Raw genomic sequence first — 24940 nt, 5'->3', positions numbered from 1 at the left:
GGGCCGGGCGTGGGGCTCACCGCCCGGGGCACCGGGCTGCTCGTCGCCGCGACCGCGTTGCTCGGCGTGGGGTTGCGGTTCGCGTACCCGGAGCTTGCCGTGCTGGGGGCGGCGGGCGCGGTGGCGGTCGGGCAGGCGGTGCTGGCGGCGGCCCGCACGCCCCGGCTGGTGGTGTCCCGCACCGCCGACCCGGACCGGGTGGCGGTGGGCGAGCCGGCCCGGATGACGTTGACCGTCCGCAACGCCGGGCGGCTGCGGGTGGGCGGCCTGCTGGCCGAGGACCGGTGCGCGGGCCGGGCGGTGCCGGTACCGGTGCTGCGGCTGCGTCCCGGCCGGGACACCGGCCTCTCCTACGACGTGCCGACCCGTCGACGCGGGGTGCTGCCGGTGGGGCCGCTGCGGGTGACCCGCCGCGACCCGCTGGGCCTGTACGCCGCGACCCGCGCGTACGGGCCGACGGCGGTGGTCCGGGTGCATCCCCGGGTGCACCCGTTGACGGCGGTGCCGACCGGGGCGGGACGCAGCCTGGACGGGCGGGTCGACGGGGTGCCGCACGGGTCGATCACCTTCGACGCGTTGCGGGAGTACGTCGTCGGCGACGAGCTGCGTCGGGTGCACTGGCGGACCAGCGCGCGGGTGGGTGAGCTGATGGTGCGGGAGAACGTGGACACCAGCCTGCCCCGGATCGTGGTACTGCTGGACAACCGGGCCGCCGCCCACCCGGACCGGTCCGACGGGGTGGCCGCGTCGTTCGAGGCGGCCTGCGAGGCGGCGGCGTCGCTGGTGGTGGCCGCGTTCCGGCAGGACCTGCCGGTGGTGCTGCTGCTGGTGTGTCCAGCCGACGACGCGACGGCCGACCCGCCGCTGGACCGGCTCGCCGCGGTGACCCTGACCGACCTGCCGGGCCGGCAGCCCGACGACGCGACGACGGGTGACCGCGACGGTGCGGCGCTGGACGCGACCCTGACCCGGCTGCGCGCCGACCGGCCCGGCGACACGCTGGTCTTCCTCACCGGCCCCGGTGGCCGCGACGACGTCGGACGGGTGGGCGCGCTACGCGGGGCGTACCCGTCGGTGGTGGTGGGGATGTTGGGGGCGGCCGGGCCAACGCCGGGCGCGGCCGGGCCGGTGGTGCTCGACGCGGTCGACGGCGCGGCGTTCGCCGCCGCGTGGGACGCGACCGGCCGATGGTGACGGTGACCGACCGGCTCGACGCCGCCCGACCGGACCCGACGCGGGAGGCTCGCCCGGCCGGCGGTGCGCCGGGCCGGACCGTCGTCCGGCTGCTGCGGGCGGCCGTCGTGCCGGCGACGCTCGTCGCCGCCATCGCCCTGGCCGGCGTGGCGCTCGACCGGGTGTACGCAGGTGACCTGCTGACCCGGCTGGTGACCGGCGCGGCCCTGGCGGCGGTGCTGGTCAGCGTGGCCGCCCGCCGGTTGCCGTCCTGGCAGGTCGCGCCGCTGTCGGTGGCGGCGATGCTCGGCGCAACGGCCTGGTCGGTGCGGCTCGCCGCCGCCCACGCCGACCTGCCCGGCGGTTTCCTCGACGTGACCGCCGACGCCGCCGCCAACGCGGTGCCCCGACTGCTCACCGCGATGATCCCGGTCGAACCGGCCCCGGACACGGTGCTGGTGCCGGTGGTCGCCGCCTGGTTGGCCGGGCTGGCCGGTGCCGAGGTCGCGCTGCGGGCCGGCCGGGTGCTGCTCGGTTTCCTGCCGGCCACCGCGCTGTACGCCGGGGCCGTCTACGTCGTCGGCCCGAACGCGGAACCGGCGGTCGGGCCGTCGGTGGCCCTCGCCGGGCTGGTCGCGCTCGCCCTGGCCGCCGGCCGGACGCCGGGCGGCGACCCGGCCGCCGGGCTGCCGCCTGCCGTACGCGGCCCGGCGCGGGTCCGGGCGACGGTGGTCTCCGCCGCCGGGGTGGCGGTGGTGGTCGGGTCGGCCGCGCTGCTCGGGCCGGCCCTCGCCGGGCGGATCGACGACCGGCCGGTCGACCCGCGCCGCTACGTGCCGCCGCCCCGGGTGGAGTCGCTGGACGAGAACCCGCTGATCCGGATCTCGGGCTGGGCGTTGGAGCCGCAGCAGGAACTGCTGGACGTGTCGACCCGGGCCCCGGGTGACGGGCCGACCACGATCCGGCTGGCCGTGCTCAGCGACTACGACGGGGTGACCTGGCGGGTCGGCGCGACCTACCGCACCGCAGGTCGGGTCCTGCCCGGCGGTGACCCGGTGGCGTCGGACACCGTCCGGCAGGAGATCACCGTGGCCGGACTGACCGGCCGGTTGCTGCCCGCGGTGGCCACCCCCCGCACGGTCGACGGGGCCCGGGTGGCGTACGACCCGCAGAGCGGCACGTTGATCCGGCCGGAGGGGCTGACCCGGGGGTTGACGTACACGGTCACCTCGGCGCGGGAACGGCTGGACGCGAACCTGCTCGCCACCGCCGACGTACCGGCCGGGGCGCAGGTGGCCCGGGTGCTGCGGGTACCCGACGGGACGCCGGAACGGTTGCGCCGGCTCGCCACCCACCTGGCCGAGGAGAACGGTGCCCCGTACGCGCGGGCGGCGGCGGTGGAGCAGTTCCTCGCCGAGCACTACCGGCTGGTGGCGGACGCGCCGAGCGGGCACGCGTACCCGAATCTGGAGTTCTTCCTGTTCGGGCCGCGTGGTGGCGGCGGTCAGCGGGGCACCTCGGAGCAGTTCGCCGCCGCCTTCGCGGTGCTGGGCCGGTTGACCGGCCTGCCGACCCGGGTGGTGGTGGGGTTCACCGCCCGGGGCGACGGGCCGGTGCGGGCCGCCGACGCGTACGCCTGGCCGGAGGTGCTCTTCGCCGGGGTGGGGTGGGTGCCGTTCGACCCCCGCCCCGCCCGGACACCACGCCCCGCCCGGTGGAGGACGACTTCCGGCCGGCCCCGCCGAGCCCGCCGCCGTCGGAGGTGCCCGAGCCGACCGGCACCCCGCCGGCCACCCCACCGGCGGCGGCCGGGCCGGCCCGGAGCACCGGGGAACGCGACGGGCCGACGCCGCTGCTGCTGGGGTCCGCCGCTGGCGGGTTGCTGCTGGCCGGGCTGGTCCTCACCGGGCTGGTCGGGTGCCGCCGGGCGCAGACCCGCGCCCGGTTGGGCCGGGGTGCCCCGGGGACCCGGGTCGGTGGCGCGTGGCGGCACGCCACCGACGCGCTGCGACTGTCGGGACGACCGGTCGGCGGGGACCTGTCCGCCACCGAGGTCGCCGAACGGGCCCGCCGCGCCCTCGCCGAGGACACCGGCCGGGCCCGGGGCACCGGCACCGGTGACCCCGGTGCGGACCCGGTGGGGTTGGCGGAACTGGCCGGGCTGCTCAACCAGGCGGCCTTCGCGCCGGGCACGCTGACCGACGCCCAGGCCGACCGGGCCCGGGACGTCGCCGTGGGGTACGCGGCGGCGCTGCGGGCGGCCCGGCCCCGCTGGCGGCGGCTGCTCTGGTCGGCACATCCCGGCCCCCTGCGCTGGCCCCGCTGACCCGGCCCCGGCCCCGGCCCCCAGCACCGGAACCGGAACCGGAGCCGGCGCACGGTGGGGCCCGCCGGACCGGACACGGCGGCGGGCCGGGAGCACCCCGACCGTGGGCCGGACCCCGACGGCGCGGAACCGGACCACCGTGGCTGCGGACCGGACCGTGGTGGGCCGGGGCCGGCTACGCCGGGGGCGGGTCGGCGGCGCGCAGCCGGCGGACCAGTTTGCGCAGGCCGGCCTGCCAGCCGTCCGGGTCCTGCGCGCGGCGCAGCGCGTACCCGGCGACCTCCGGGTGGGGCAGGATCAGGAAACGCTCCTCGGCCAGCCCGGCGACCGCCGCGTCGGCGACCTGGTCGGGGGTGAGCACCGGGCCGGAGGCGGCGATCACCCGGGCGGCCAGGTGGCCGGTGGCCAGCCCGTCGGCGAGCATCGGGGTGTCCACCCCCTGCGGACACAGCGCGCTGACCCGGATGCCCTGGTCCCGGTAGGTGACCGCCAGCCACTCGGCCAGTCCGACCGCCGCGTGCTTGGTGGCGGTGTACGGGGCGTCGCCGACCGCGGTCAGCACCCCGGCCGCCGAGCAGGTGTGCATCAGGTGACCGCCGCCCCGGGCCAGCATGCCGGGCAGCACGGCACGGGCGGCGTACACGTGGGCGAGGACGTTGACCCGCCAGGCCCGGTCCCAGTCGGCGTCGGGGGCCTCGATGCCGACGCCGGTGGCCACGCCCGCGTTGGCGCAGAACAGGTCGATCCGGCCGTACCGTCGCTCGGTGTCGGCGACCAGGTCGCGGACCTGGCCCTCGTCGGCGGCGTCGACGGCGACGCCCCGGGCGACCGGGCCGACCGTCGCGGCGACGGCGGCGGTCGCGCGGGCGTCGAGATCGGCCAGGACGACGGCGGCGGCGCCCTCGGCGGCGAAGCGGCGGGCCAGCGCCGCGCCGATGCCCCCCGCTCCCCCGGTGATCACCACGACCCGGTCGGTCAGGTTCATCTCAGCCCCGCCCCGCCGGCCGTCCGGCGTCCACCGCCGACGGCGGGCCGAGCCGGCTGATCAGCCCACCCAGGGCGGCGGCCCCACCGGCGGTCACCTCCGGGGTGGGCAGCAGTGCCAGCACCGGCACGTCCACCCCCGCGTCGGCGTAGCGGCGGACCTGGTCACGGCAGTGCTCGGGCGAGCCGTGCAGGATCAGCGCGTCGACCACCTCGTCGGGCACGGCCGCGGCGGCGGCCCGCCGGTCGCCCGCCGCCCAGGCCGCCCAGACCGGGCCGAGCACCGCCTCCCGCCCCAGCCAGCGGTGGAACTCCGCGTACGCGGGGACGGTGAGGTAGCTGGTGATCAGCCGCCGGCCGAGGGTACGGGCGTAGCCGGCGTCCTCGGTGGGGCAGACGAAGATCCGGGCGACCACCTCGAAGCCGGGACCGCGCCCGGTCAGCTCGGCCAGGGCCTGTGCGACGTCGTCGGCGGCCAGCCAGTTGAGGATCACCCCGTCGGCCTCGGCGGCGGCCAGTCGCAGCATCCCCGGGCGCAGGGCGGCCAGCAGCACCGGCGGTGGGCTGGCCGGCGGACGTTCCAGGGTGAACCGGCGCACCCGGAACGTGTCGAACGCCCCGTCGACCGTCTCGCCCCGCAGCGCCGGCCGCAGGAACCGCAGCAGGTCGCGGGTACGCCGGAACGGTTCGGTGTACGGCACCCCGTTCCAGTCCCCCACCACCACCGGTGAGGACGCGCCGATGCCGAGGGCGAACCGGCCCGGGGCGGCCTCGGCCAGCGCCGCCGCGCTCATCGCCAGCAGGCCCGGCCCCCGGGTGAAGGCGGGGGTGATCGCGGTACCCAGCCGCAGCCCGGGTTGCCAGGCGGCGGCCAGCGCCAGCGGGGTGAACGCGTCGGTGCCGTTGACCTCCGACGACCACAGGTCGGTGAAACCGGCCTCCGCGAGGGCCGCGTAGCCGGCGGCGTGCTCGGCGAGCGGGACACCGGTCAGCGGCACGGTGAAGCCCCATCGGTTCGTCATCCGGTCGATCGTGCCCGCTCGCCCCGGCCGGAACAAGGCCGGAGCCGGGCGGATTCGGCGATACCCGCCGCCGCAGCCGCCCGGGATGTTACGAACCCCTGGTGGGCCGGGCCGACGGCGACTGCCGACGAGCATGACGGGCGGCGACGGTGCCGCCCCGCTGCGGCGTACCGGCCCGGCCCAGCGGGCCACGTTCCTGGAACTCTTCTTCGACCTGGTGTACGTCTTCGCGCTCACCCGGATCTCGTTCCGCGCCTTCGAGGACCTGGCCCTGGAGCCCGGCGGCACCACCGGCTGGTCCCCGGTCACCGGGGGCGTCAAGACGCTGCTGCTACTGCTCGCGCTCTGGGCGGTCTGGCAGGGCACCGCGTGGACGACCAGCCGGTACGACCCGCACCACGGCTGGCTCCAGTTCGTGGTGATCACCGCCCTGGTCGGCAGCATGGTGATGGCCGACGCCCCACCCACCCGCCTGAGTCCGGTGATCAAGGGGTTTGCGTCAAGTCTGATCATCAAGCTGACGCAAACCTCTTGATCACCGCGCGTAAACCTCTTGATCACCGGGGTGCGACGGGGCGCGGAGCCGGCACGGAACGCCGTACCGGCCAGGGGCGGCATCGGGTACCGGCTGGCCTCCGGTCAGCCCTTCCAGCGGGGTACCAGGCGGTGCACGGACAGCAGCACCAGCGCCGCCACCACCCCCATGGTGCCGGCGATCCCGGCGGCGCTGCCGGCGTACCCGATGAACAGGGTGCGGCGGGTCAGCTCGTCCACCGGCACCTGCTGCTGGTCGAGCAGGCCGGACAGGGCCAACCCGCAGCCGAGGACGGCGAGCAGGCCACCGATGCCGAGCACGCTGGCGGCCACCTTGTGGGCGTCGTCGGGGGCGACCTGCGCCTGCTCGTGCTGGAACACCAGCAGCAGCAGGCCGGCCAGCGCCGCCCATACCCCGACGACCAGGAAGGCGGCGACCGCGTCGCTGGGCCGGTGCCAGCCGGCGGAGAGGGTGGCCACCCCGGCCACGGCGGCGTACGCGGTGCCGAGGAACGCCCCGAGGACGCGCACCTTGGCCGGCAGCACCAGGATCAGCGCCAGCGCCACCGAGGCGGCGATGGTGGTGTGTCCACTGGGCAGGCTGTTGCCGACCGCGTCGCGTTGCGGGTCGATGCCGAGCGCGGGCCGGTCGATGACGTACTTGAGCACCTGGGTGGTGACGTTCGCGCCGGCGATCAGCAGGGTGGCCGAGATGGCGAGCGCCTTGCGGCCCCGGATCAGGGCGATGAAGAAGATCACCACCATGGCCGCCAGCAGGGACACCACCGACATGGCGTTGAGGATCCGGTTGACCAGACCGTCGATGCGGTCCTGGCCGATCCGGTTGCCGGTCAACGCGACGGTGTCGAGCCACTGCCCGGTCCCGGTGTGCACGGCGAACCGCCACACCAGCAGAAAGGCCGCCGTCTGGGCCAATGCCAGCACGACCAACCAGACCGCGGTCCAACCCCTTGCCGTCGCACGCACCCGCACACCGTAGCGGCACGCGCGGCACGTCGCGCGTGGGCCCACCGGGGCGGTCCGGATACCTTGACACGGGACCACGGGAGGTGACGGTGACCGGCACACCACAACACGGACGATCGACCCGGCAGCCGCCGGACGGGGCCCCGCCGACACCGCACGGGCCGGCCCCGCAGCCACCGGCCGGACAACCTGCCCACGCCGTGCCACCGGCGGACAGGCGGCCGACCGGAGCCCTGCCACCGGCCGGTACGCAGCCGCCGGCCGACGCGCAGCCGGCGGCCGACGCGCAGCCGGCGGGGCCGCCGGATCAGGTGGAGTCGCTGGCCGGTCTGCTCGGCGGGCGCAGTGGCGCGATCGACGCGACCCTGCCGCCGGTGGCGTTCACCGCCGGCTGGCTGGCGACCGGACGGTCGGTCGTCGGCGGGGTGGCGGTGGCGGTGCTGGCCGGCACGGCGGTGGCGCTGTGGCGGTGGCGGCGCGGGGACCGCCCCCGGGCGGTGCTGATCGGGCTGCTGGCCGTGTGCCTGGCCGCCGTGGTGGCGCTGCGGACCGGCCGGGCGGCCGACTTCTTCGCGGTGCAGGTCTTCTCGAACCTCGCCAGCGCGTTGGTCTGGGTGGTGAGCATCGTGGTACGCCGGCCGCTGCTCGGTGTGGTCGTCGGGGCGGCGCTACGCCAGCGGGGCCGGTGGCGGCGCGACCCGGCGCTGCTGCGGGCGTACGGGCGGGGCAGTTGGGTGTGGGCGGCCACCTACGTGCTGCGGGTGGCGGTGTTCCTGCCGCTGTGGCTGGGCGGACAGGTGCTCGCGTTGACGGTGGCCCGGGTCGCGTTGACCTGGCCGCTGGTGGCGGCGGCGCTGACGGTGAGCTGGGTGGTCATCCGCCGGTCGCTACCGACCGGCCATCCGGGGCTGCGGCACCCGGTGGAACCCGGGTGAGCCGCGCCGGCCCGCCGCCGACGCGCGGCGCGGGCGCGGCGACGCAGGCGTCAGGCGTCAGGCGCGAGGCGGGGACGGGGACGGGGACGGGGACGGGGACGGGGGGCCGACGGGGCGGGGGCCGGGGCACACACGTAAAAGGAGAGGCCGCCACGGGGGGAGCGGCCTCTCCGATCAACACGGTACTCCGTCACAGGGCGTCGCGTTATCCCACGCGCGCTCTTTTTTCGCCGCTTTCCCGCCACGGCGGGGAAGCGGGATGGTGGGGTGGGCCGGCCGCTCCGCTGCGTCGGCCGGACGGTCGACCCACCCCCGGCCTGACCGTGGGAATCAGGCCGCCCACCGACCGGGCTGTCCGCTCCCCCGGGCCCGGTCGGCCTCCGGGTGGGTGGCGCCGCGCCACCCACCCGGTGGGGTCAACTCACCCGTTCGGGAAGAGCATCCCGTAGTCCGCGTACGCCATGGCGATGTCGGACTGGGCCCAGAACCGGTGGTAGTTGAAGGTCGGCTCGGGGCCGCCCTTGAGGTACGCGTCGACCTTCGGCCAGTCCGGGTCGTTCTTGTAGAACGACCGGATGTCCAGGAAGCTCTTGCCGGCGGCGATGGTGTCACCGTTGGGCATCTTCCCGGTCCAGCCCGGCGGCACGTAGAGGCCCTGGCCGTCGGCGGCGTTGTAGACGTCGTCGAACCGCTTGTAGTCACCGCGGGTCTCGGTCGTCGACACACCCTTGCTGTCGCTGGCCGCCGAGAGCGCGTCCAGCAGACCCTTGCCGGTGGTCTTGGCCTGCGTGTTGCCGGACTTGGCCGCGTAGGCGATCAGGGTACGGGCGAGGGAGCCGGTGACGCCGACGTCCTGGCCCGTGGAGCTGACCTCCACGTGCAGACCGGTGTTGGACGCCGGGCTGCTCGGGTTCCAGTTGGCGGGCTGACCCGTCCACTTGAGCTCGGACGGGACCGACCAGTTGGTGCCCAGCGTGGTGTTGGCGATCGCCCACGGCACCCACTTGTCGAGCAGCGCCTTGGCCTTGGTGTTGCCGGTCTCCAGGTACAGCTCGGCGATGCGCTGCATCGACCAGACCTGCATGCCGAACCACTGGTTCGACGGCGGGTCGTTGTAGACCGGGTCGACGTCGTAGTACATGCCGTAGAAGGTGGCGGTGCCCGCCGGCGGCTGGGCGTAGCTACCGTCCCAGCTGTTGGTGGCGCCACCGGCGATGCCGCCCTCGGCGGACTGGAGCCAGGTGTAGAACTCCAGCTGCCGGTCGAGGCTCTTCTGCCAGTCGCCGACCGCGGTCGGGGACTTCGGCTTGAGCTCGTTCACGTTGGTCATCGCCCAGGCCGCGAACGGGTTCTGGTAACCGAAGTGGCTGTGGCTGGAGCCGATCCGCCAGGACCAGCCCGCGCTGGCGTCGTACGCGCCACCCCAGGCGTAGTACCAGGACAGCAGATAGTGCGCCGAGTCCTTGCCGGTGCCGGCGGGGCAGGTGCTGGCCCCGACGCAGTTGCCGATCTTCTTGAAGTACTTGTCGTACATCGCGTACCGCAGGTAGTCGCCCATCTTGGCGGCCTTGGCCACGGTGGCGGCGACGTCGGCCTGCTTGCCCTGCGCCTTGGCCCAGGTCAGCGCCCAGTACGCGGCCTGCACGGCGCGGGCGTCGGCGTCCGGGGCGTTGGTGTACTTCCACTGCTTGGCCGGGGCGCCCGAGTCCTTGACGAACAGGTCGAGGTAGCCGTACTGGCCGCCGTGCTTGAAGGTGTCGCAGGACGGCTGCGGGATGGTCTCCCACACCGACTCCTGGGTGCCGCGCTGGAAGGTGTTGATGTACGCCGGCTTGGTGGTGCCGTCACCGCAGCGGCCGAAGCCGTAGGTGTTGTCGACGTCCATCAGCCAGTGCATGCCGTAGATGTCGCCGGTGCCGTAGGTGGACTGCAGCTCCGAGCGCAGCGGGTCCTGGCCGACCGGGACGCTGGCGTTCAGCGCCGACGGGTACTGGCTGGGCAGGTTGTACTCGGCGGCGTACTGCGGGGTGCCGGCGACGCCCGCGGTGGGCTGGTCGGCGTGCGACGGGATGATGTACTTCTCCATCACCGTCCACGCGTTGTTGAACGGGGCCCAGTTCTGGGTGACCCGGCCGTAGTAGGCCTCCAGCCACAGCCAGTAGCTGAACGCCTCGGAGGTGGTCTCGTGGCCGTGGTCGGGGGCCTCGACGATCAGCGTCTCGATCGAGTGGTACGGCACCCCCTCGGGGCTGAAGTAGCCCGAGTTCTTGATCTTGCCGTACTGGTCGAGGAACTTCGCCACGTAGGCGTTGTCGCCACCGGGGGTGTCGTTGTCGATCTCGGTGGCGGTGACCACCACCGAGGAGACCCCGGTGCCGGCCGCGGTGATGGTGGCGGTGCCACCGGCGGTGTCGGTGTCCTCCGCCGCGGCGACCGTGACGGTGACCCCGGTGCTCCAGTTGCTCGGGGTCAGCGTGACGCTGGCCGGCGAGACCGTGATGTCGGTGTCACCGGCACGGGTGAGGGTCACCGGCACGTTGCCCGAGGGCGCGGCGCTGAGCTTGAGGTTGAAGGTGCTGCTGCCACCCTCGTTGACGCTCACCGCGGAGGGCGTGGCGACCAGCGCCGGGCCGGTGGCGGGGCTGACGGTGAACGACTTCTCCGACACGCCGATGCCGTTGGCGTTGTCGTACGCCTTGGCCTGGACCGTGTAGCTGCCGGCCGGCAGCGAGGTCAGCGTGTACGCGTACGGCGCGGAGGTGTCGGTGTTGACCAGCATGCCGTTGCGGTAGAACTCGACCTTGCTGATCGTCCCGTCCGGGTCGCTGGCGGTGGCGGTCAGCGGCACGTCGGCCGGCGCGGTGAACGGGCCGGTGGGCACGCCGAGGGAGACCGTCGGTGGCTGGTTGGCCGGGGTGCCGTTGCACGGGGTGCCGTTGAGGGTGAACGACGTCGGCTTCGGGTTGCTGCCCGAGTAGGAGCCGTTGAACCCGATGGTGGTGGAGCCCCCGGTCCCGATGTTGCCGTTGTAGGACTCGTTGGTGGCGGTGACCTCGCTGCCGCTCTGGCTCCACTTCGCCGACCAGCCCTGGGTGACCCGCTGGCTGCTGTTCGGGAAGGTCCACTTGAGCGACCAGCTGCTGAGCGCGTCACCCAGGTTCTTGATGGTGACGTTCGCGGTGAAGCCGCTGCCCCAGTCGTTGGTGGCGTAGACCACGTCGCAGGCCGGCGCGGCCTGGGCCGCGCTGGCCGGCAGGCCCACCCCGCCGATGGCGAGTGCGGTGGCGGCGAGCATCGCCGTACGGCGACGTCTTGCCATGAGTCTCATGTGCGCGGTGTCTCCTCGGACCGGGCCGGGGCTGCGGGCCCCGGCGGAGGCACCTCCACGCGCTGATACAGGGGTGCGCGGGGGGACGGAGGTGCCGGAATGGTGGTCGGTCCGGCCGGTGGGCCGGGGCAGGGACGGGGTACGGCCACTCAAGCCGTCGTGCCGTTCCTTCGGGTGCCGTCCGGGAGACCCGGATGCCCTCGGCGACCCACTCACTCGCGCGTGTCTGGCTCCGCTGCGTTGATTCGACAGTGTGCCATGGAAGCGCTCCCACAACAACTACCTCTGTCGAAACGCAGGTCGATGTTTCGATCTCGTTTAGGGGCTTTCACAAAGCCGTGACGGGCGTTACAGTCGCAGCATCGCCGATGGGAGCGCTTCCATCGACGGAGATGCAACAAGTGAAGGTCACAACCGTGGTCGCCCGACCACGGGGTTCAGCCCGAACGGCTGACGACGGGCCAGCCCGGACACCGTCGCCAGCCAACACCCACCATCACGGAGGGAGGTGGAACCAGAGCCACTCGCGTGGCCCGGCTCCCGCGCGACACGCACGGCCGGACGCCAATTCGAGCGTGCGTGTGTGCAACACAGGTGGGGACGGGGGTTGCCCTCCCCCGTCCCCACACTAAACCCCCGTACTCGACGGGAAAAGAGGCCGACGGGTCAGGCGTGCGCGCCGCCCGGCCGGCCTCGATCGCTATCTGCCCCTCGGCAGATCGGCCGACCGTCCCTGACGACGCCCGTCACACTCGCCATTCCCCATCCCGGCCGCCCACGCGCGGCCCTCTAGGCTGGCGGTCCGCCTCCCGAGGCGGCCGGGCCGTCGCACGCCCGCGCTGGGAGCGCTCCCGGCCGTCGGGGTGGCCCGCACCCTGAGGAGAAACATCCATGTCGATACTCACCCGGCGACGCCTGCTGCGCCGCGCCGCGCTCTCCGCCACCGCCACCGCCGGCGCCGGGCTCTCCGCCGCCGCCGCTGGCGCCGGACTGACCGCGGCCACCGGCGTCCTCGCCGCCGGCTGCGACGCGCCGAAGGGTGGCGATCCGACCGCCGACCCCGCCGCGGAGCGGGTGCGTTTCCCGCACGACTTCGGCTGGGGCGCCGCCACCTCGGCGTACCAGATCGAAGGCGCCGCCAAGGAGGACGGCCGGGGCGAATCGGTCTGGGACACCTTCAGCCACACCCCCGGGCGCACCCGCAACGGCGACACCGGCGACGTGGCCGCCGACCACTACCACCGCTGGGCCGACGACCTGGACCTGATGCGCGACCTCGGGCTGCGCAGCTACCGGTTCTCCATCTCCTGGCCCCGCATCCAGGCCGACGGCACCGGCAAGCCCAACCAGCGCGGGCTCGACTTCTACAAGCGGATCATCGGCGGCCTGCACGAACGCGGCATCGCTCCGATGGTCACCCTGTTCCACTGGGACCTGCCGCAGGCGTTGCAGGACGACGGCGGCTGGGAGAACCGGGACACCGCCCACCGGTTCGCCGACTACGCCGACACGGTCTTCCGGGGCATCGGCGACCAGGTGCCGGTGTGGTTGACCATCAACGAACCGAAGACCGTGGTGCAGAACGGCTACCTCTGGGGCCACCACGCCCCCGGCCGGCAGGACACCGACGCCGCCTACCTGGTCGCCCACCACCTCCAGCTCGCCCACGGCCTCGCCGTGCGCGCGCTGCGCGCCACCGGCTACGACACCCGGATCGGCCCGGCGCTCAACCTGCACCCGTGCTACCCCGCCGACGACAGCCCGGCCGCCGCCGCCGCCGCGAAGCTGCACGACGGGTACGAGAACCGGCTCTACCTGGACTCCATCCTCACCGGCGCCTACCCGGCCGACGTGCTGGCCGACCTCGGCCCGGACAGCCGGATGGCCAAGGGCATCCGCGACGGCGACCTGGCGACCATCGCCAGCCCGATCGACCTGCTCGCCGTGCAGTACTACACCCCGCTCTACCTGACCGGCAACGGCAACACCGTCACCCGCTGGCCCACCAGCGAGGCGGACTGGCAGCAGATCTACCCGCAGGGCATGTACGACACCCTGACCCGGGTCACCCGCGACTACGGGCCGATCCCGATCACCGTCACCGAGAACGGCCTGCCCTGCCCGGACACCCTCGGCCCGGACGGCACCGTCGACGACGCCGGCCGGATCGCCTTCCTGCGCGACCACCTCACCGCCGCCCACCGGGCGATCGCCGACGGTGTGCCGCTGGAGAGCTACCACGTCTGGTCGCTGCTCGACAACTTCGAGTGGGCCGAGGGCTACGACCAGCGCTGGGGACTGGTCTACGTGGACTACCCGACCCAGCGGCGGATCCCGAAGCGCAGTGCCCACTGGTACCGCCAGGTTATCCGGGACAACGGCCTGTAGGCCGCCGCGACGCCGGAACACCACCGGCACGGCCGGACCGCGTGGGGGCGGTCCGGCCCGGCAGCCGACCTGCCGTCAGCGCGGCAGCGCCTGCTGGAGTTCCGCGCGCAACGCCGGGGTCAGCATCTCGCCGGCCTGCTTGGCCAGCCGGGCCATCTCGTAGCCCACCACCCCGATGTCCGCGTCCGCGCCGGCCAGGGTGGCCAGGATCGAGCCGTCCCGGATCTGCATCACCAGGAAGTAGCCCCGGCCCATCTCGACCACCGTCTGCTTGACGACGTCCCCGTCGAACATCCGGGCGGCGCCCGCCGTGATGCTCATCAACCCCGAGGTCACGGCGGCCAGCTTGTCCGCGTGGTCGCGGGGCAACTGCGCCGAGATCGCCACCAGCAGCCCGTCCGAGGAGACCACCACCGCGTGCGCCACCCCGGGCACCCGCTCGGCGAACGCGTTGACCAACCAGTTCAGGTCACGCGCCTCCTGGCTCAGTGTCATCACTGTCGTCCTCCTTCACTGCGCACACCCGGCGGCAGGATCAATTCGGTGGTCTCCTCGGCCTCGGCCCGGCGCACCCCGCTGTAGAGCCGGGACAGCATCCCGCCCACCGCCTCCGGGTCCGGGTCCTCGCGGACCCGGGCGGCCGGCGGCCGGGCCGGCTCGGTCACCGAGGTCAGCTGGGCCATCGGCACCCGCACCGGCAACCCCCGGTCGTTGGTGCCGCCGGTGACCGGGACCAGCGGCGGCGGGGTGCTCCCGCCCAGCGTGGCCGGCGACGACGGGGCGGGACCCTGCCGGGACCACCAGCCGCCGTCGGCCGCAGGCACCGGTGTCCGCACCTGCTCGGCGCGGGCGGGCAACTCCGGCGGCGACGACGGGACCGGGCGACGGCCGGCCACCGGCAGCTCCGCCGGGTCCACCGCGCCGGGACCGGGCCACACGGCCGGACGCGAGGACGGCCCGACCGCAACCGACGGCGGCCCCACGGGACCCGACGTCAGGCCGGCGGGGGCGACGGAGGCCGACACCCGCGACCCGGATGAACCGGTCGGCGGTGCCCCGTCGGGCTCCGGTGCCGGGGCGAGCAGGGTCGCCGGCAGGGTCAGCCGGGCCACCAGCCCCTGCCCCTGCGCGGCCAGCCGCACGCCGACGCCGTGCCGGGCGGCCAGGTGGCTGACCACGAAGTGCCCCATCCGCTCGACCGCCGCCACGTCGGCCACCGGCGGCTCCGCCAACACCGCGTTGGCCTGCGCCAACGCGGTCGGGCTCATGCCCAGACCGGCGTCGGCGATCTCCACCACAGCCCCACCGCCCTCGGCCCACGCGGTCACCCGGACCAGGGTGTCCGGCCGGGAGAAGGCGGTCGCGTTCTCCAGCAGCTCCGCCACCAGGTGCACCAGCTCCCCGACGGCGTGCCCCACCAGGTACAGGTCGGCCACCGACTCGTGCCGGACCCGCTGGTACTGCTCGATCTCGGCGCTGGCCGCGAGCAGCACTGCACCCAACCGCACCGGCTTGTTCCACCGGCGGGTCGACTCGGTGCCGGCGAGCACCAGCAGGCTCTCGTCGTTCCGGCGCATCCGGGCGGCCAGGTGGTCCAGCTTGAACAGGTTCTCCAACTGGTCCGGGTCGGCCTCCTCCCGTTCCAGGTCGTCCAGCAGCTCCAGTTGCCGCTCCACCAGCACCTGGCTGCGCCGGGCCAGGTTGACGAACATCGCGTTGACCGTACGGCGGGTCTCCGCCTGCTCCACCGCGACGCTGACCGCGCTGCGGTGCACCGCCACGAACGCCTCGGCCAGCTCGCCGATCTCGTCCAGCGAGCGGACCACGGCGGGCGGCACGTCGATCGTCGGCACCCCGCCGTCGACGGTCCGCAGCCGCTTCAGGGCGTGCGGCAGCTCCACCTGGGCGATCCGCAACGCCTGGTCCCGCAGCCGCTGCATCGAGTTCGCGATCGACCGGCCGACCAGGACGGCCAGCAGCACCGCCAGGGCCAGCACCACCACGATGCCGCCCAGCACCAGCAGGGTGGTGCGCAACTGGTCGCCGCTGACCTCGTCGGCCCGGACCACCGCGTCGTCGAGCACCCGCTCCTCCAGCTGCCGCAGCAGTTCCTGCCGCTGCTCGCTGGCCGTCCACCACTGGTCGGCGGGCAGCACCGCGGGCAGGACGGTGCCCCCGGTGCTGATGCTCTTCTCCTCCAGCCGGGTGGCGTCGACGAACGCCCCGGTGCGCGAGGTCCGGTCGTACGCCTGGATCTGCGCGGTCGTCGCGGCCACCCGGAACGCGCCCAGCGCGGCGAGCTGCTGCGCCCGCAGGTCGGTGAGGTTGACCTGGTCCTCCAGGCCGTAGCGGCCGGCACGGCCGGCGGCGTACAACTGGCCCCGGATCCGCGAGGACAGCTCCTTGACCCGGGCCAGCTGCACGTAGCGCAGCACCGCGTCGGTCAACTCCGGACGCTCCGGCCCGGGGCTCGGCTCGGCGAGCAGGCCGAGCAGCGCCTCCACCGCCCGATGGTAGTTGCCCAGGATGGTGTCGCTGCTCAGCACCGCCGGCGGCACCGCCGAGCGGATGTAGACCACCTGGTCGTACGCCTCCACCGCCTCGGCGTAGGCGACCTGCCAGGCGGCGTCGGCGTCGGCCAGCGGCCCGGCCGCCTCACGCAACGCCCCGAAGGCCGTATCGGTGGCGGCGTGCAGCGGCCGCAGCGCGACCAGCGCCGCATCCCGCTCGGCGGCGCTGCCCGCCCGGCGCAACGCGGCCAGCTCACCGGCCGTACGGTCGCGTTCCTGCTGGAGCCGGTCCACCGCCGTGGTGATCTGCTGTCCGATGCCGACCTGCCTGGCGAAGTCGTTGAGCGCGGTGGTCCGCCCCACCAGCGCCGCGGTCTGCACCCCGGCCAGCACCAGGAACGCCACCGACGGGATGACCAGGACGGTGGCGAGTTTGGTACGCATCCGCCAGTCCCGCAGCCGCAACGGCGAACGCCGCCGGTGCGGCACGACCCGCTCGTCGAACCGGTTCCGACCCGGCGACTCCGCGCTCGGTGTCGGGTCGGGACCTGCGTCCACGTCTCGCCTCCTCGGCTCCCGTCCCCACGACAGGGGGCCGGGTCCATCCAACCAGGCCAGACAGCCGTGTCAACGGGTCGACGGCGCATCCGGGCCGGCGGAGCCGCCTGCTCCGGGGGCCGGGCCCGGCGAGGGGTCCTCCTCCGTACGGCCGGTGCCGGCGAGCCGGTCCGCGTCGGGCACCCGACCCAGCGCGACCAGCGCGGCCCCGGTCGCCCCGATCTCCCGCTCGGCGCGGTGCCGGACCGGACGCGGCGCGAGCGCGGCGGCGAACGCCGTACGCCACCACGTGGAGGCGGTCACCGCTCCCCCGCCGAGCACCACCTCGACGGGTGCGTCGACCCCGGACTCCAGCACGGCGAGGTCGTCGGCGACCAGCCGGCACAGCCCGGTCATCAGCCCGGCGAGGATGTCCACCCCGGTGCTGGAGAAGCTGAGCCCGCGCAGCTCACCCGAGCCGGCCGGGGCCAGCCCGGGTGGCCGGTCCCCGCCGAGGCGGGGGTCGGTCGGGAGCACGCCGTCCGGCGCGATCCGGGCCAACGCGGCGTCGAGGTCGGGCCCCTGCGGCAGCCGCAACTCCCGGTCGGCCCAGGCGAACAGGTTCCCGCCGCTGGAGTAGGCCGCCCCGGTCACCACGTGCTCATGGTCCACCCGGTAACGCCACAGCGAGGCCGGCAGGGGTGGCAGCGGCGTCCCGGCCGGAACCCGCTGGACCAGCCGCACCGCGGCCGAGGTGCCGACGGTGACCGCCGCCCGGCGCGGGTCGACACAGCCCGAGCCGACGTTCGAGGCGGCCCCGTCGCCGACCGGGGCGGCCCAGCGCGCCCTGGCCATCTGCGGCCACCGGCGGGCGTACCCGGCGCGCAGCCGGCCCTGCCAGTCCATCGGGGCCAGCACAGGCAGCTCACCCGGCCGCGCCCCGGCCACCGCGACGGCCTCATCGTCCCAGGTCAGCCGGCTCAGGTCGAGCAGGCCGGTGCCGGAGGCCATGGACACCGACATGGGCGCGTCGTCGAGCAGGTGACCCAGGACGTACTCGACCAGGCCGGCGAACCGGGTCACCCCGGCCGTACGGTCGCGCAGCCAGGGCAGCCGCACCGACCAGTAGCAGCGGTGCCACCATGCCCCGGTACGCGCGTGGAAGCCCTCCGGGTCGGCCGGGCCGGACGTTCCCGGCGGCGGTGTGGCCCGGGTGTCCAACCAGGTCAGCACCGGGCCGAGCGGGTCACCGGAGCGGTCCAGGGGCAGCACCGAGTGCCACTGCGCGCAGACCGCGACCAACCCGACGTCGCGCAGGTGACCGGCGGCGGCCAGCTCGTCGAGGCACTCGGTGAGGCCGGCGAGGTAGCCGGCGGCGTCCAGAGTGCCCGTGCCGTCCCCGGCGACGGTCAGCTGCACCCGGCGACGGGCCAACGCTCCCGGCAGCGGATCGGCGTCGGCGTCGAGCACCAGGCCACGGACCGAGGAGGTACCCAGGTCGAGAGCGAGAATGTTCATCGCGGGTCACGGTACCCGGCGGTACGGGTGGGAACGCCCTTCCCCGGCGGGGGCGCACCGCCTAGGGTGTCGGTATGCCCGCGCACCTGACCTGCTGGTGGCCCGCCGACCCGGCGGCCATCCCCCGCGCGTAGCTATCCACGCGGCCGCCCGACGAGGCGGCCGACGGTCCTCCCCCGGCACCCGGGGCCGCCCGACGACGAGGCGGCCCGACCCGGAGGAGAAACCCGATGACCCACCTCTACGACCTGCTCGCCGCCGTCGCCGACGGCGTCGACCCGGGCCCGTTCGCCCTGCTGCGCCGCGACGGCGTCGACCACGTGGACCTGTTCACCGGCCCGGTCGACGTCGCCGGGCGGCTGGCCGACCTGCCGCTGCCCGAGGGTGGTCCGGGCCCGCGCACGCTGGCGCTGGTGCCGTACCGGCAGATCGCCGAACGGGGCTTCGCGTGCGTGGACGACGGCGTCCCGCTGGAGTACCTGACCGTCACCGGGCACGCCACGCTGCCCGTGGCCGACCTGCTCGCCGCCCTGCCGGCCGGGCCGGTGGTCTGCGCCGACGCCGCCTTCGACGTCGACGACGACGGGTACGCCCGGATCGTCGAGCGGGTGCTGGCCGAGGAGATCGGTCGGGGGGCGGGGGCGAACTTCGTCATCCACCGCACCCTGCACGCCACCGTGCAGGGTGCCCCGTTGGGTGCCGCGCTGGCCGCGCTGGGCCGGTTGCTGCGCGACGAGCGGGGCGCGTACTGGACGTTCCTGGTGCACACCGGCACCCGGACGCTGGTCGGCGCGAGCCCGGAACGGCACGTCAGCGTCCACGACGGGCTGGTCATGATGAACCCGATCAGCGGCACCTTCCGGCACACCGGGGCCGGCGCCGGGCGGGACGCGCTGCTGCGGTTCCTGCACGACCCGAAGGAGGTCGAGGAGCTGTACATGGTCCTCGACGAGGAACTGAAGATGATGGCCGGCGTGGCCGAGCACGGCGGGCAGGTGGTCGGGCCGTACCTCAAGGAGATGGCACACCTGGCGCACACCGAGTACCTGCTGGCCGGCCGGGGCACCCGCGACGTCCGGGAGGTGCTGCGGGAGACCATGTTCGCCCCCACGGTGACCGGCAGCCCGATGCAGAACGCCTGCCGGGTGATCGCCCGGCACGAACGGACCGGCCGGCGCTACTACTCGGGGGTGCTGGCGCTGCTGGGCCGCGACGCCGAGGGCCGGCAGACGTTGGACGCACCCATCCTGATCCGGACCGCCGAGATATCCCCCACCGGGCGGCTGCGGGTGCCCGTCGGGGCGACCCTGGTCCGGCACTCCACCGCCGCCGGTGAGGTCGCCGAGACGCACGCCAAGGCCGCCGGGGTGCTCGCCGCGCTGGGGCTGGGCCCGCAGGCGTCGACCGACGGGCCGTACCCGCCGGTGCGGTGGGCCGACGATCCCGAGGTACGGGCGGTGCTCGCCGCCCGCAACACCCCACTGGCCCGGTTCTGGCTCGACCAGCGTGGCCCCGGTGCGGCGGCGCTGCCCGGGGCGGCCGGCCGGCGGGCGCTGGTGGTCGACGGGGAGGACACGTTCACCGGGATGCTCGCCCACCAGTTGCGTGCCCTGGGCCTGACGGTGGACGTGCGGCCCTGGCACGCCCCCGGCCCCGACACCGGGTACGACCTGGTGGTGGTCGGCCCCGGACCGGGCGACCCGGGCGTGGTCGACGACCCGAAGATGGCCGCCCTACGCGGGTTGCTGAGCGGGCGGTTGGCCGCGGGGCTGCCCACCCTGGCGGTGTGCCTGGGCCACCAGTTGCTCAGCGGGCTGCTGGGGTTGACGCTGCACCGCCGCGCCGCGCCCTACCAGGGCCTGCAACGGGAGGTTCCGCTGTTCGGGGTGCCGCGAAGGGTGGGTTTCTACTCGACGTTCACGGCGCGGGCCGACGCCGACCGGATCGGGTCGCCGTACGGGCCGGTGGAGCTGGCCCGGGACCCGGCCGACGGGGCGGTGCACGCGCTGCGCGGGGCGACCTTCGCCGGGGTGCAGTTCCACCCGGAGTCGGTGCTCAGCCGCGACGGCCTGGCGGTGCTGGCCGAGCTGCTGGGTCAACTGCTGACCCGGCCGGCGCTGGCGGCGCACGGCGACCCGGTGGGCGGATAGCGCGGCGGGTGGACGGTGATCGGACGGGACCCCACCCGTCCGGTCCACCGTCCACCCGCCGGTGCGGACCGGCGACTCAGCCGGCGAGGCCACGCTTCACGGCGGCACCGATGCGGACCGCCCGCTTGGCGGTCAGCGCGGTGGCCGCGAGCGCCACGTGGTCCGGGGCGACCTCGCCGTTGTTGCTGGTGTGCGACGCGCCGTACGGGTTGCCGGCGACGAACTGGCTCGGGTCGGTGTAGCCGGGGGTCACCACCACGCCACCCCAGTGGTAGAAGATCGTGAACAGCGACAGCAGGGTCGACTCCTGGCCGCCGTGCGAGGTGGCGGTGGAGGTGAAGCCGCTGTAGACCTTGTCGGCCAGCGCGCCGTTGGCCCACAGCGGGCCGGTGGTGTCGATGAACTGCTTGAGCTGGGCGGCGATCATGCCGTACCGGGTGGGTGAACCGAAGATGACCACGTCGGCCCAGGCCAGGTCGTCGATCTCGGCCTCCATCACGTCCTGGGTCTCCAGGCGGTGCGCCTGCCAGCCCGCGTTGGAGCGGATCGCCTCGTCGGGCGCCAGCTCCCGTACCTTGCGCAGGCGCACCTCGGCCCCCGCCTCACCGGCGGCCTCGCAGGCCGCCTGCGCCATCTGGTAGGTGATCCCGGTCGCGCTGTAGTAGATGACCGCTACCTTGACCTGGCCGTCCATCGTCTGTGTCCTCCTCGGTTCGGGTCAGCTCCCGCGACTACCCGGTGCTTGCCGGGTCAAACATCCGCCCATGGCATGATCCGGACATGCAGCTACGCGCCGCGACCCCGGGGGACTGGCCGGCGATCTGGCCGTTCCTGCGCGAGATCGTGGCGGCCGGCGAGACGTACACCTGGCCGCGCGACGTGGGTGAGGACGACGCCCGCCGACGCTGGATGGTCGCCCCGCCCGGCCGCACGGTGGTCGCGGTGGACCACGACGCGTCGGTGCTGGGCACGGCGAAGCTGGTCGCCAACCAGGAGGGTCCGGGCGACCACGTGGCGAACGCGAGTTTCATGGTCGCGCCGGCGGCGTCGGGCCGGGGCGTCGGTCGGGCGCTCGGGGCGTACGTGCTGGAGCTGGCCCGGCGGGACGGCTACCTGGCGATGCAGTTCAACGCGGTGGTGGCCAGCAACACCCGGGCGGTGGCGCTGTGGCGGTCGCTGGGGTTCACGGTGGTCGGCCGGGTGCCCGAGGGGTTCCGCCACCCCGCCCTCGGCCCGGTCGACCTGCTGGTGATGCACCGCCGAATCGACTGACCTGCGGCGGGGCGTCGCGTCCCCCGGTCGGCCGTCGCACCCGGACGGCACCGGCGCGGCTCAAGATTTGCGCAAGTTCCAGCCGGGAACGCTCCCACGGGTGGGCCCGGCGACGATCCTGATGGGCACGGATGCCGGGGATAGCGGAAACCGGTGACCCGGGGGGACCTGCACGGGGGACCGCGCTCCGCCGGTTCGGCAACCGGCGTAGCGCGGTCAGGGGTGTCCGCCGGGTGTCGGTGCCTGCTCCTATGCTGACCGGCGTGGTGGAGCTGACCGGCGACGAGGCGTTGACGTTGCGGATGACCGCGTTGGCCCTGCGGGAGCACCCGGCCGGCCGCCCGTCGGGGGTCGCCGGCGTGGTGGAGTGGTTCGGGGCGATGCAGGCGCAGGACGCGGCGAGCGGCCTGTGGTCGCTGGGGTTGCGACTGCCCGGCCACACCGAGGCCGACGTGCGGGCCGCCCTGGAACGCCGCGAGGCGCTGCGTACCTGGCCGATGCGCGGCACCGTGCATCTGGTGCCCAGCCGGGACGCCCGCTGGATGCTCGACCTCACCGGCGTACGGGCGCTGGCCGGCGCGCCGGCCCGGCGGGCCGTGCTGGGGCTGGCCGAGGCCGAGGCCGACCGGGCCGCCGACGTGCTCGGCGCGGCGCTGGCCGGCGGCGGCCGGTTGACCCGCGCGCAGTGCCTGGACACCCTCGCCGCCGCCGGGGTCGACGTCTCCGGTCAACGCGGCTACCACCTGCTCTGGTATGCCAGCCAGCGGGGCGTCACCTGCATCGCCCCGCACGTGGGCACCGAGCAGACCTTCGCGCTGCTCGACGAGTGGGTCCCCGACCCGCACCGGCCCGAGCGGGACGAGGCGCTGGGCATCCTGGCCGGGCGTTACTTCCGCAGCCACGGGCCGACGACCCGGCGCGACTTCACCGGGTGGACGGGGCTGGCCGCCGCCGACACGAAACGGGCCGTCGCGGTCGCCACCGACGCCGGGACGCTGACCACCGTCCGGGTCGACGGGGTGGAGTCGCACCTCGACCCGGCGCTGCTGGACGCGCCCCGGCTGCCGGTGGACGACGTGCACGTGCTGCCCGGCTTCGACGAGTACCTGCTCGGTTTCAAGGACCGCACCCTGATGGTCGAGCCGGCACACCTGAAGGCGGTGATCCCCGGCGGCAACGGCGTCTTCCAGTCCACCGTGGTGCGCGCCGGCCGGGTGGTGGGCACCTGGAAGCGCCGCCTCGCCCGGACCAGGGTCACCGTGACAGTGCAGCCGCTGGTCCCGCTGGACGCGTCGACCCGGCAGCGGGTGGAGGTGGCGCTGGAGGGTTATGCCCGCTTCCTCGGCCTGCCGCTGCACCTCACCTGGTAGGTCCGCACCACCCGCTCCCCAGGCCACCGGCTCTGCCGGCCCGCCGCGTCGCTGGTCCCCCGGTCCCGACATTCCTGAATGGCCTGCCGCATGACGGCGGCGCCCGCATCCGGCTGCACGCCACCTGCGGGCGGGTGACGGGTGACGGTGGGTCACAGACGGACACCATGCGCCATCAGCGGCTCCATGACCGAGAGTGACCGTCGGTTATCCGCCGCCCTCCGACCCAGCGCCCTACGGAACACGCGAAATAACCTTTGAGCTGGGATTTTGTCGCAACACCCCGCCGACCACCACCAACCCCTCGCGGAGACTTTGCTCTGCTGCCGTCGACGCGACAGCTACTCGTCGTGGCTGTCGCGTCGACGGCAGCAGAGCAAAGCGTCCGGAGGTGATGGGGTGCGCCCGGGCATAATGTCACTGTCCGTGTCGATGGGCACGGGTGGGTAACGGGCTGACGGGCGGGCGACGAGACAGGAGGGTGGGCCGGGTCCCGTGGCACGGGCGGGAGGCCGGACAGCTGAGGGGCACCGAGGTAGCGGGCGGCGCGGGGCGGCAGAGCAGCAGGGCGGCGCGGAGCAGCAGGCCACCTGGGCGGCGGAGCAGTAGGGCAGCAGAGCAGGGGGATCGGTGGCCGCACGCCGCCGGGGGTGGGTAAGCGTGTGGCCACCGATCCGGGGTGAAGGGACGGGTCAGTCGCCGAGTGCGCCGGCCGACCGGCCCTCGTGCAGGGTCAGGTTCCGGCCGGAAGCAGGGTCGAACAGGTGGATCTTCTCCAGGTTGAACCAGACCCGCCGGTCCTCGCCCTCCTGCACCGGCGACTCGGCCGACAGCCGGGTCACCAGGTTGCCCCCACCGCCGCTGAAGTCGGCCCCGGCGTCGGCGGCCAACTCCTCCAGCTCGGCGGCGCTGGCCCGCTGCCCCTCGACGGTGAAGTAGACGTACTTGTCGGAACCCATCGACTCGACGATCTCGGCGGGGGCGGTGAACTCCATGCCCCGGGCCCGCGCCTCGTCGTCGATCAGCTCGGCGTCCTCGAAGTGCTCGGGGCGGATGCCGAGGATCAGCTCCCGGGGCGCGTCGGCCCCCTCCAGCTCGCGGCGGATCCGGTCACCGATCGGTACGTCACCCAGGGCGGTGCGCAGCTTCCCGTCCTCGACGGCGGCGTGCAGGAAGTTCATCGACGGCGAGCCGATGAACCCTGCCACGAACAGGTTGCGGGGGTGGTCGTACAGCTCCTGGGGCGGGCCGACCTGCTGGATCGCGCCACCCCGCATGATCACCACACGGTCGCCGAGGGTCATCGCCTCGGTCTGGTCGTGGGTCACGTAGACGGTGGTGGTGCCGAGCTTCTTCTGCAACCGGGAGACCACGGTGCGCATCTGCACCCGCAGCTTGGCGTCCAGGTTGGACAGCGGCTCGTCCATCAGGAACGCCTTGGGCTGCCGGACGATGGCCCGGCCCATCGCCACCCGCTGCCGCTGCCCACCGGAGAGGTTGGCCGGCTTGCGGTCCAGCAGCGGGGTCAGCTCCAGCACCTTCGCCGCCTCCTCGACCTTGGCGGTAATGGTCTCCTTGTCGAGTTTGGCCAGCCGCAGCGGGAACGCCATGTTCTCCCGGACGGTCATGTTCGGGTACAGCGCGTACGACTGGAACACCATCGCGATGTCCCGGTCCCGGGGCGCCTTGTCGTTGACCCGTTCCCCGCCGATGCGCAGTTCCCCGGAGCTGATGTCCTCCAGCCCGGCGATCATGTTGAGGGTGGTGGACTTCCCGCAGCCGGACGGGCCGACCAGGATGACGAACTCACCGTCGGCGATCTCCAGGTCGACGTCCTGCACCGCGACGGTGCCGTCGGGGAAGCTCTTGCTCACCTTGTCCAGCACGATGTCAGCCATTTTGTCAC

The 24940-nt window shown here is 74.3% G+C and carries 16 protein-coding genes and 1 pseudogene; 8 read left to right on the top strand and 9 right to left on the bottom strand.

The genetic code is table 11. The features are described 5' to 3' along the window. Window positions 1-9 precede the first annotated feature (9 nt). Window positions 10-1194, top strand: a complete 1185-nt coding sequence (locus ACN267_RS03440; protein WP_421487881.1) for a DUF58 domain-containing protein — start codon at window positions 10-12, stop codon at window positions 1192-1194. Continuing rightward, window positions 1170-3499: pseudogene (locus ACN267_RS03435) on the top strand (DUF3488 and transglutaminase-like domain-containing protein). The gene ACN267_RS03440 and the pseudogene ACN267_RS03435 overlap by 25 nt, the downstream one beginning before the upstream one ends. 175 nt (window positions 3500-3674) lie before the next feature. Here ACN267_RS03435 and ACN267_RS03430 read toward each other — a convergent pair. Then, the gene (locus tag ACN267_RS03430; RefSeq protein ID WP_204959051.1) at window positions 3675-4484 is read right to left on the bottom strand and encodes an SDR family oxidoreductase; all 810 of its coding nucleotides are present in this window, start codon (window positions 4482-4484) and stop codon (window positions 3675-3677) included. A 1-nt stretch (window position 4485) separates the two neighbouring features. Further along, window positions 4486-5505 carry an LLM class F420-dependent oxidoreductase gene (locus ACN267_RS03425; RefSeq protein ID WP_421487880.1) on the bottom strand — a complete coding sequence of 340 codons (1020 nt, stop codon included), beginning with the start codon at window positions 5503-5505 and terminating at the stop codon, window positions 4486-4488. Between the two features lie 133 nt (window positions 5506-5638). Between ACN267_RS03425 and ACN267_RS03420 the strand changes: the two genes are divergently transcribed. Continuing rightward, complete coding sequence (locus tag ACN267_RS03420; RefSeq protein ID WP_421487879.1) at window positions 5639-6040, top strand: low temperature requirement protein A; 402 nt, start codon at window positions 5639-5641, stop codon at window positions 6038-6040. A 104-nt stretch (window positions 6041-6144) separates the two neighbouring features. Here the strand turns inward: ACN267_RS03420 and ACN267_RS03415 are convergent, their stop codons facing one another. Further along, window positions 6145-7032 (bottom strand): phosphatase PAP2 family protein, encoded by an 888-nt coding sequence (locus tag ACN267_RS03415; protein ID WP_204959054.1) that lies wholly within the window; start codon window positions 7030-7032, stop codon window positions 6145-6147. Window positions 7033-7337: 305 nt separating this feature from the next. Here ACN267_RS03415 and ACN267_RS03410 point away from each other — a divergent pair, with 305 nt between their 5' ends. Next, window positions 7338-7961, top strand: a complete 624-nt coding sequence (locus ACN267_RS03410; protein WP_204959603.1) for a DUF3159 domain-containing protein — start codon at window positions 7338-7340, stop codon at window positions 7959-7961. A gap of 421 nt (window positions 7962-8382) precedes the next feature. Here ACN267_RS03410 and ACN267_RS03405 read toward each other — a convergent pair whose 3' ends face one another. Next, a complete protein-coding gene (locus ACN267_RS03405; protein WP_204959055.1) occupies window positions 8383-11289 on the bottom strand; it encodes a glycoside hydrolase family 48 protein in 2907 nt (968 codons plus the stop codon). A gap of 891 nt (window positions 11290-12180) precedes the next feature. Here ACN267_RS03405 and ACN267_RS03400 point away from each other — a divergent pair. Further along, on the top strand, window positions 12181-13677 hold the full coding sequence (locus ACN267_RS03400) for a GH1 family beta-glucosidase (protein WP_239485503.1): 1497 nt from the start codon (window positions 12181-12183) through the stop codon (window positions 13675-13677). Window positions 13678-13752: 75 nt separating this feature from the next. On the opposite strand, the gene ACN267_RS03395 is transcribed toward ACN267_RS03400, so the two are convergent. The 3 genes from ACN267_RS03395 to ACN267_RS03385 all read right to left on the bottom strand — a co-directional run bounded on the left by ACN267_RS03395 (window position 13753) and on the right by ACN267_RS03385 (window position 18242). After that, complete coding sequence (locus ACN267_RS03395; protein WP_204959605.1) at window positions 13753-14166, bottom strand: roadblock/LC7 domain-containing protein; 414 nt, start codon at window positions 14164-14166, stop codon at window positions 13753-13755. Window positions 14167-14171: 5 nt separating this feature from the next. Beyond that, a complete protein-coding gene (locus ACN267_RS03390) occupies window positions 14172-16745 on the bottom strand; it encodes a nitrate- and nitrite sensing domain-containing protein (protein ID WP_421487878.1) in 2574 nt (857 codons plus the stop codon). A 69-nt stretch (window positions 16746-16814) separates the two neighbouring features. Then, the gene (locus tag ACN267_RS03385) at window positions 16815-18242 is read right to left on the bottom strand and encodes an FGGY family carbohydrate kinase (protein WP_421487877.1); all 1428 of its coding nucleotides are present in this window, start codon (window positions 18240-18242) and stop codon (window positions 16815-16817) included. A 230-nt stretch (window positions 18243-18472) separates the two neighbouring features. Between ACN267_RS03385 and ACN267_RS03380 the strand changes: the two genes are divergently transcribed. Then, window positions 18473-20392 (top strand): anthranilate synthase family protein, encoded by a 1920-nt coding sequence (locus ACN267_RS03380; RefSeq protein ID WP_421487876.1) that lies wholly within the window; start codon window positions 18473-18475, stop codon window positions 20390-20392. A gap of 76 nt (window positions 20393-20468) precedes the next feature. On the opposite strand, the gene wrbA is transcribed toward ACN267_RS03380, so the two are convergent. Beyond that, a complete protein-coding gene (wrbA, locus tag ACN267_RS03375; RefSeq protein WP_204959058.1) occupies window positions 20469-21086 on the bottom strand; it encodes an NAD(P)H:quinone oxidoreductase in 618 nt (205 codons plus the stop codon). An 86-nt stretch (window positions 21087-21172) separates the two neighbouring features. Between wrbA and ACN267_RS03370 the strand changes: the two genes are divergently transcribed. Beyond that, window positions 21173-21664 (top strand): GNAT family N-acetyltransferase, encoded by a 492-nt coding sequence (locus tag ACN267_RS03370; protein WP_204959059.1) that lies wholly within the window; start codon window positions 21173-21175, stop codon window positions 21662-21664. Window positions 21665-21915: 251 nt separating this feature from the next. Beyond that, window positions 21916-23034, top strand: a complete 1119-nt coding sequence (locus tag ACN267_RS03365) for a winged helix DNA-binding domain-containing protein (RefSeq protein ID WP_372445992.1) — start codon at window positions 21916-21918, stop codon at window positions 23032-23034. A gap of 692 nt (window positions 23035-23726) precedes the next feature. Here the strand turns inward: ACN267_RS03365 and ACN267_RS03360 are convergent. Next, window positions 23727-24932: an ABC transporter ATP-binding protein gene (locus ACN267_RS03360; protein WP_281895959.1), complete on the bottom strand. Its 1206-nt coding sequence runs from the start codon at window positions 24930-24932 to the stop codon at window positions 23727-23729. Window positions 24933-24940 lie beyond the last annotated feature (8 nt).

The sequence above is a fragment of the Micromonospora sp. WMMD734 genome (assembly GCF_049178975.1).
Taxonomy (GTDB): Bacteria; Actinomycetota; Actinomycetes; order Mycobacteriales; family Micromonosporaceae; genus Micromonospora; species Micromonospora wenchangensis.
This window is presented reverse-complemented; position numbering and strand designations above follow the sequence as displayed.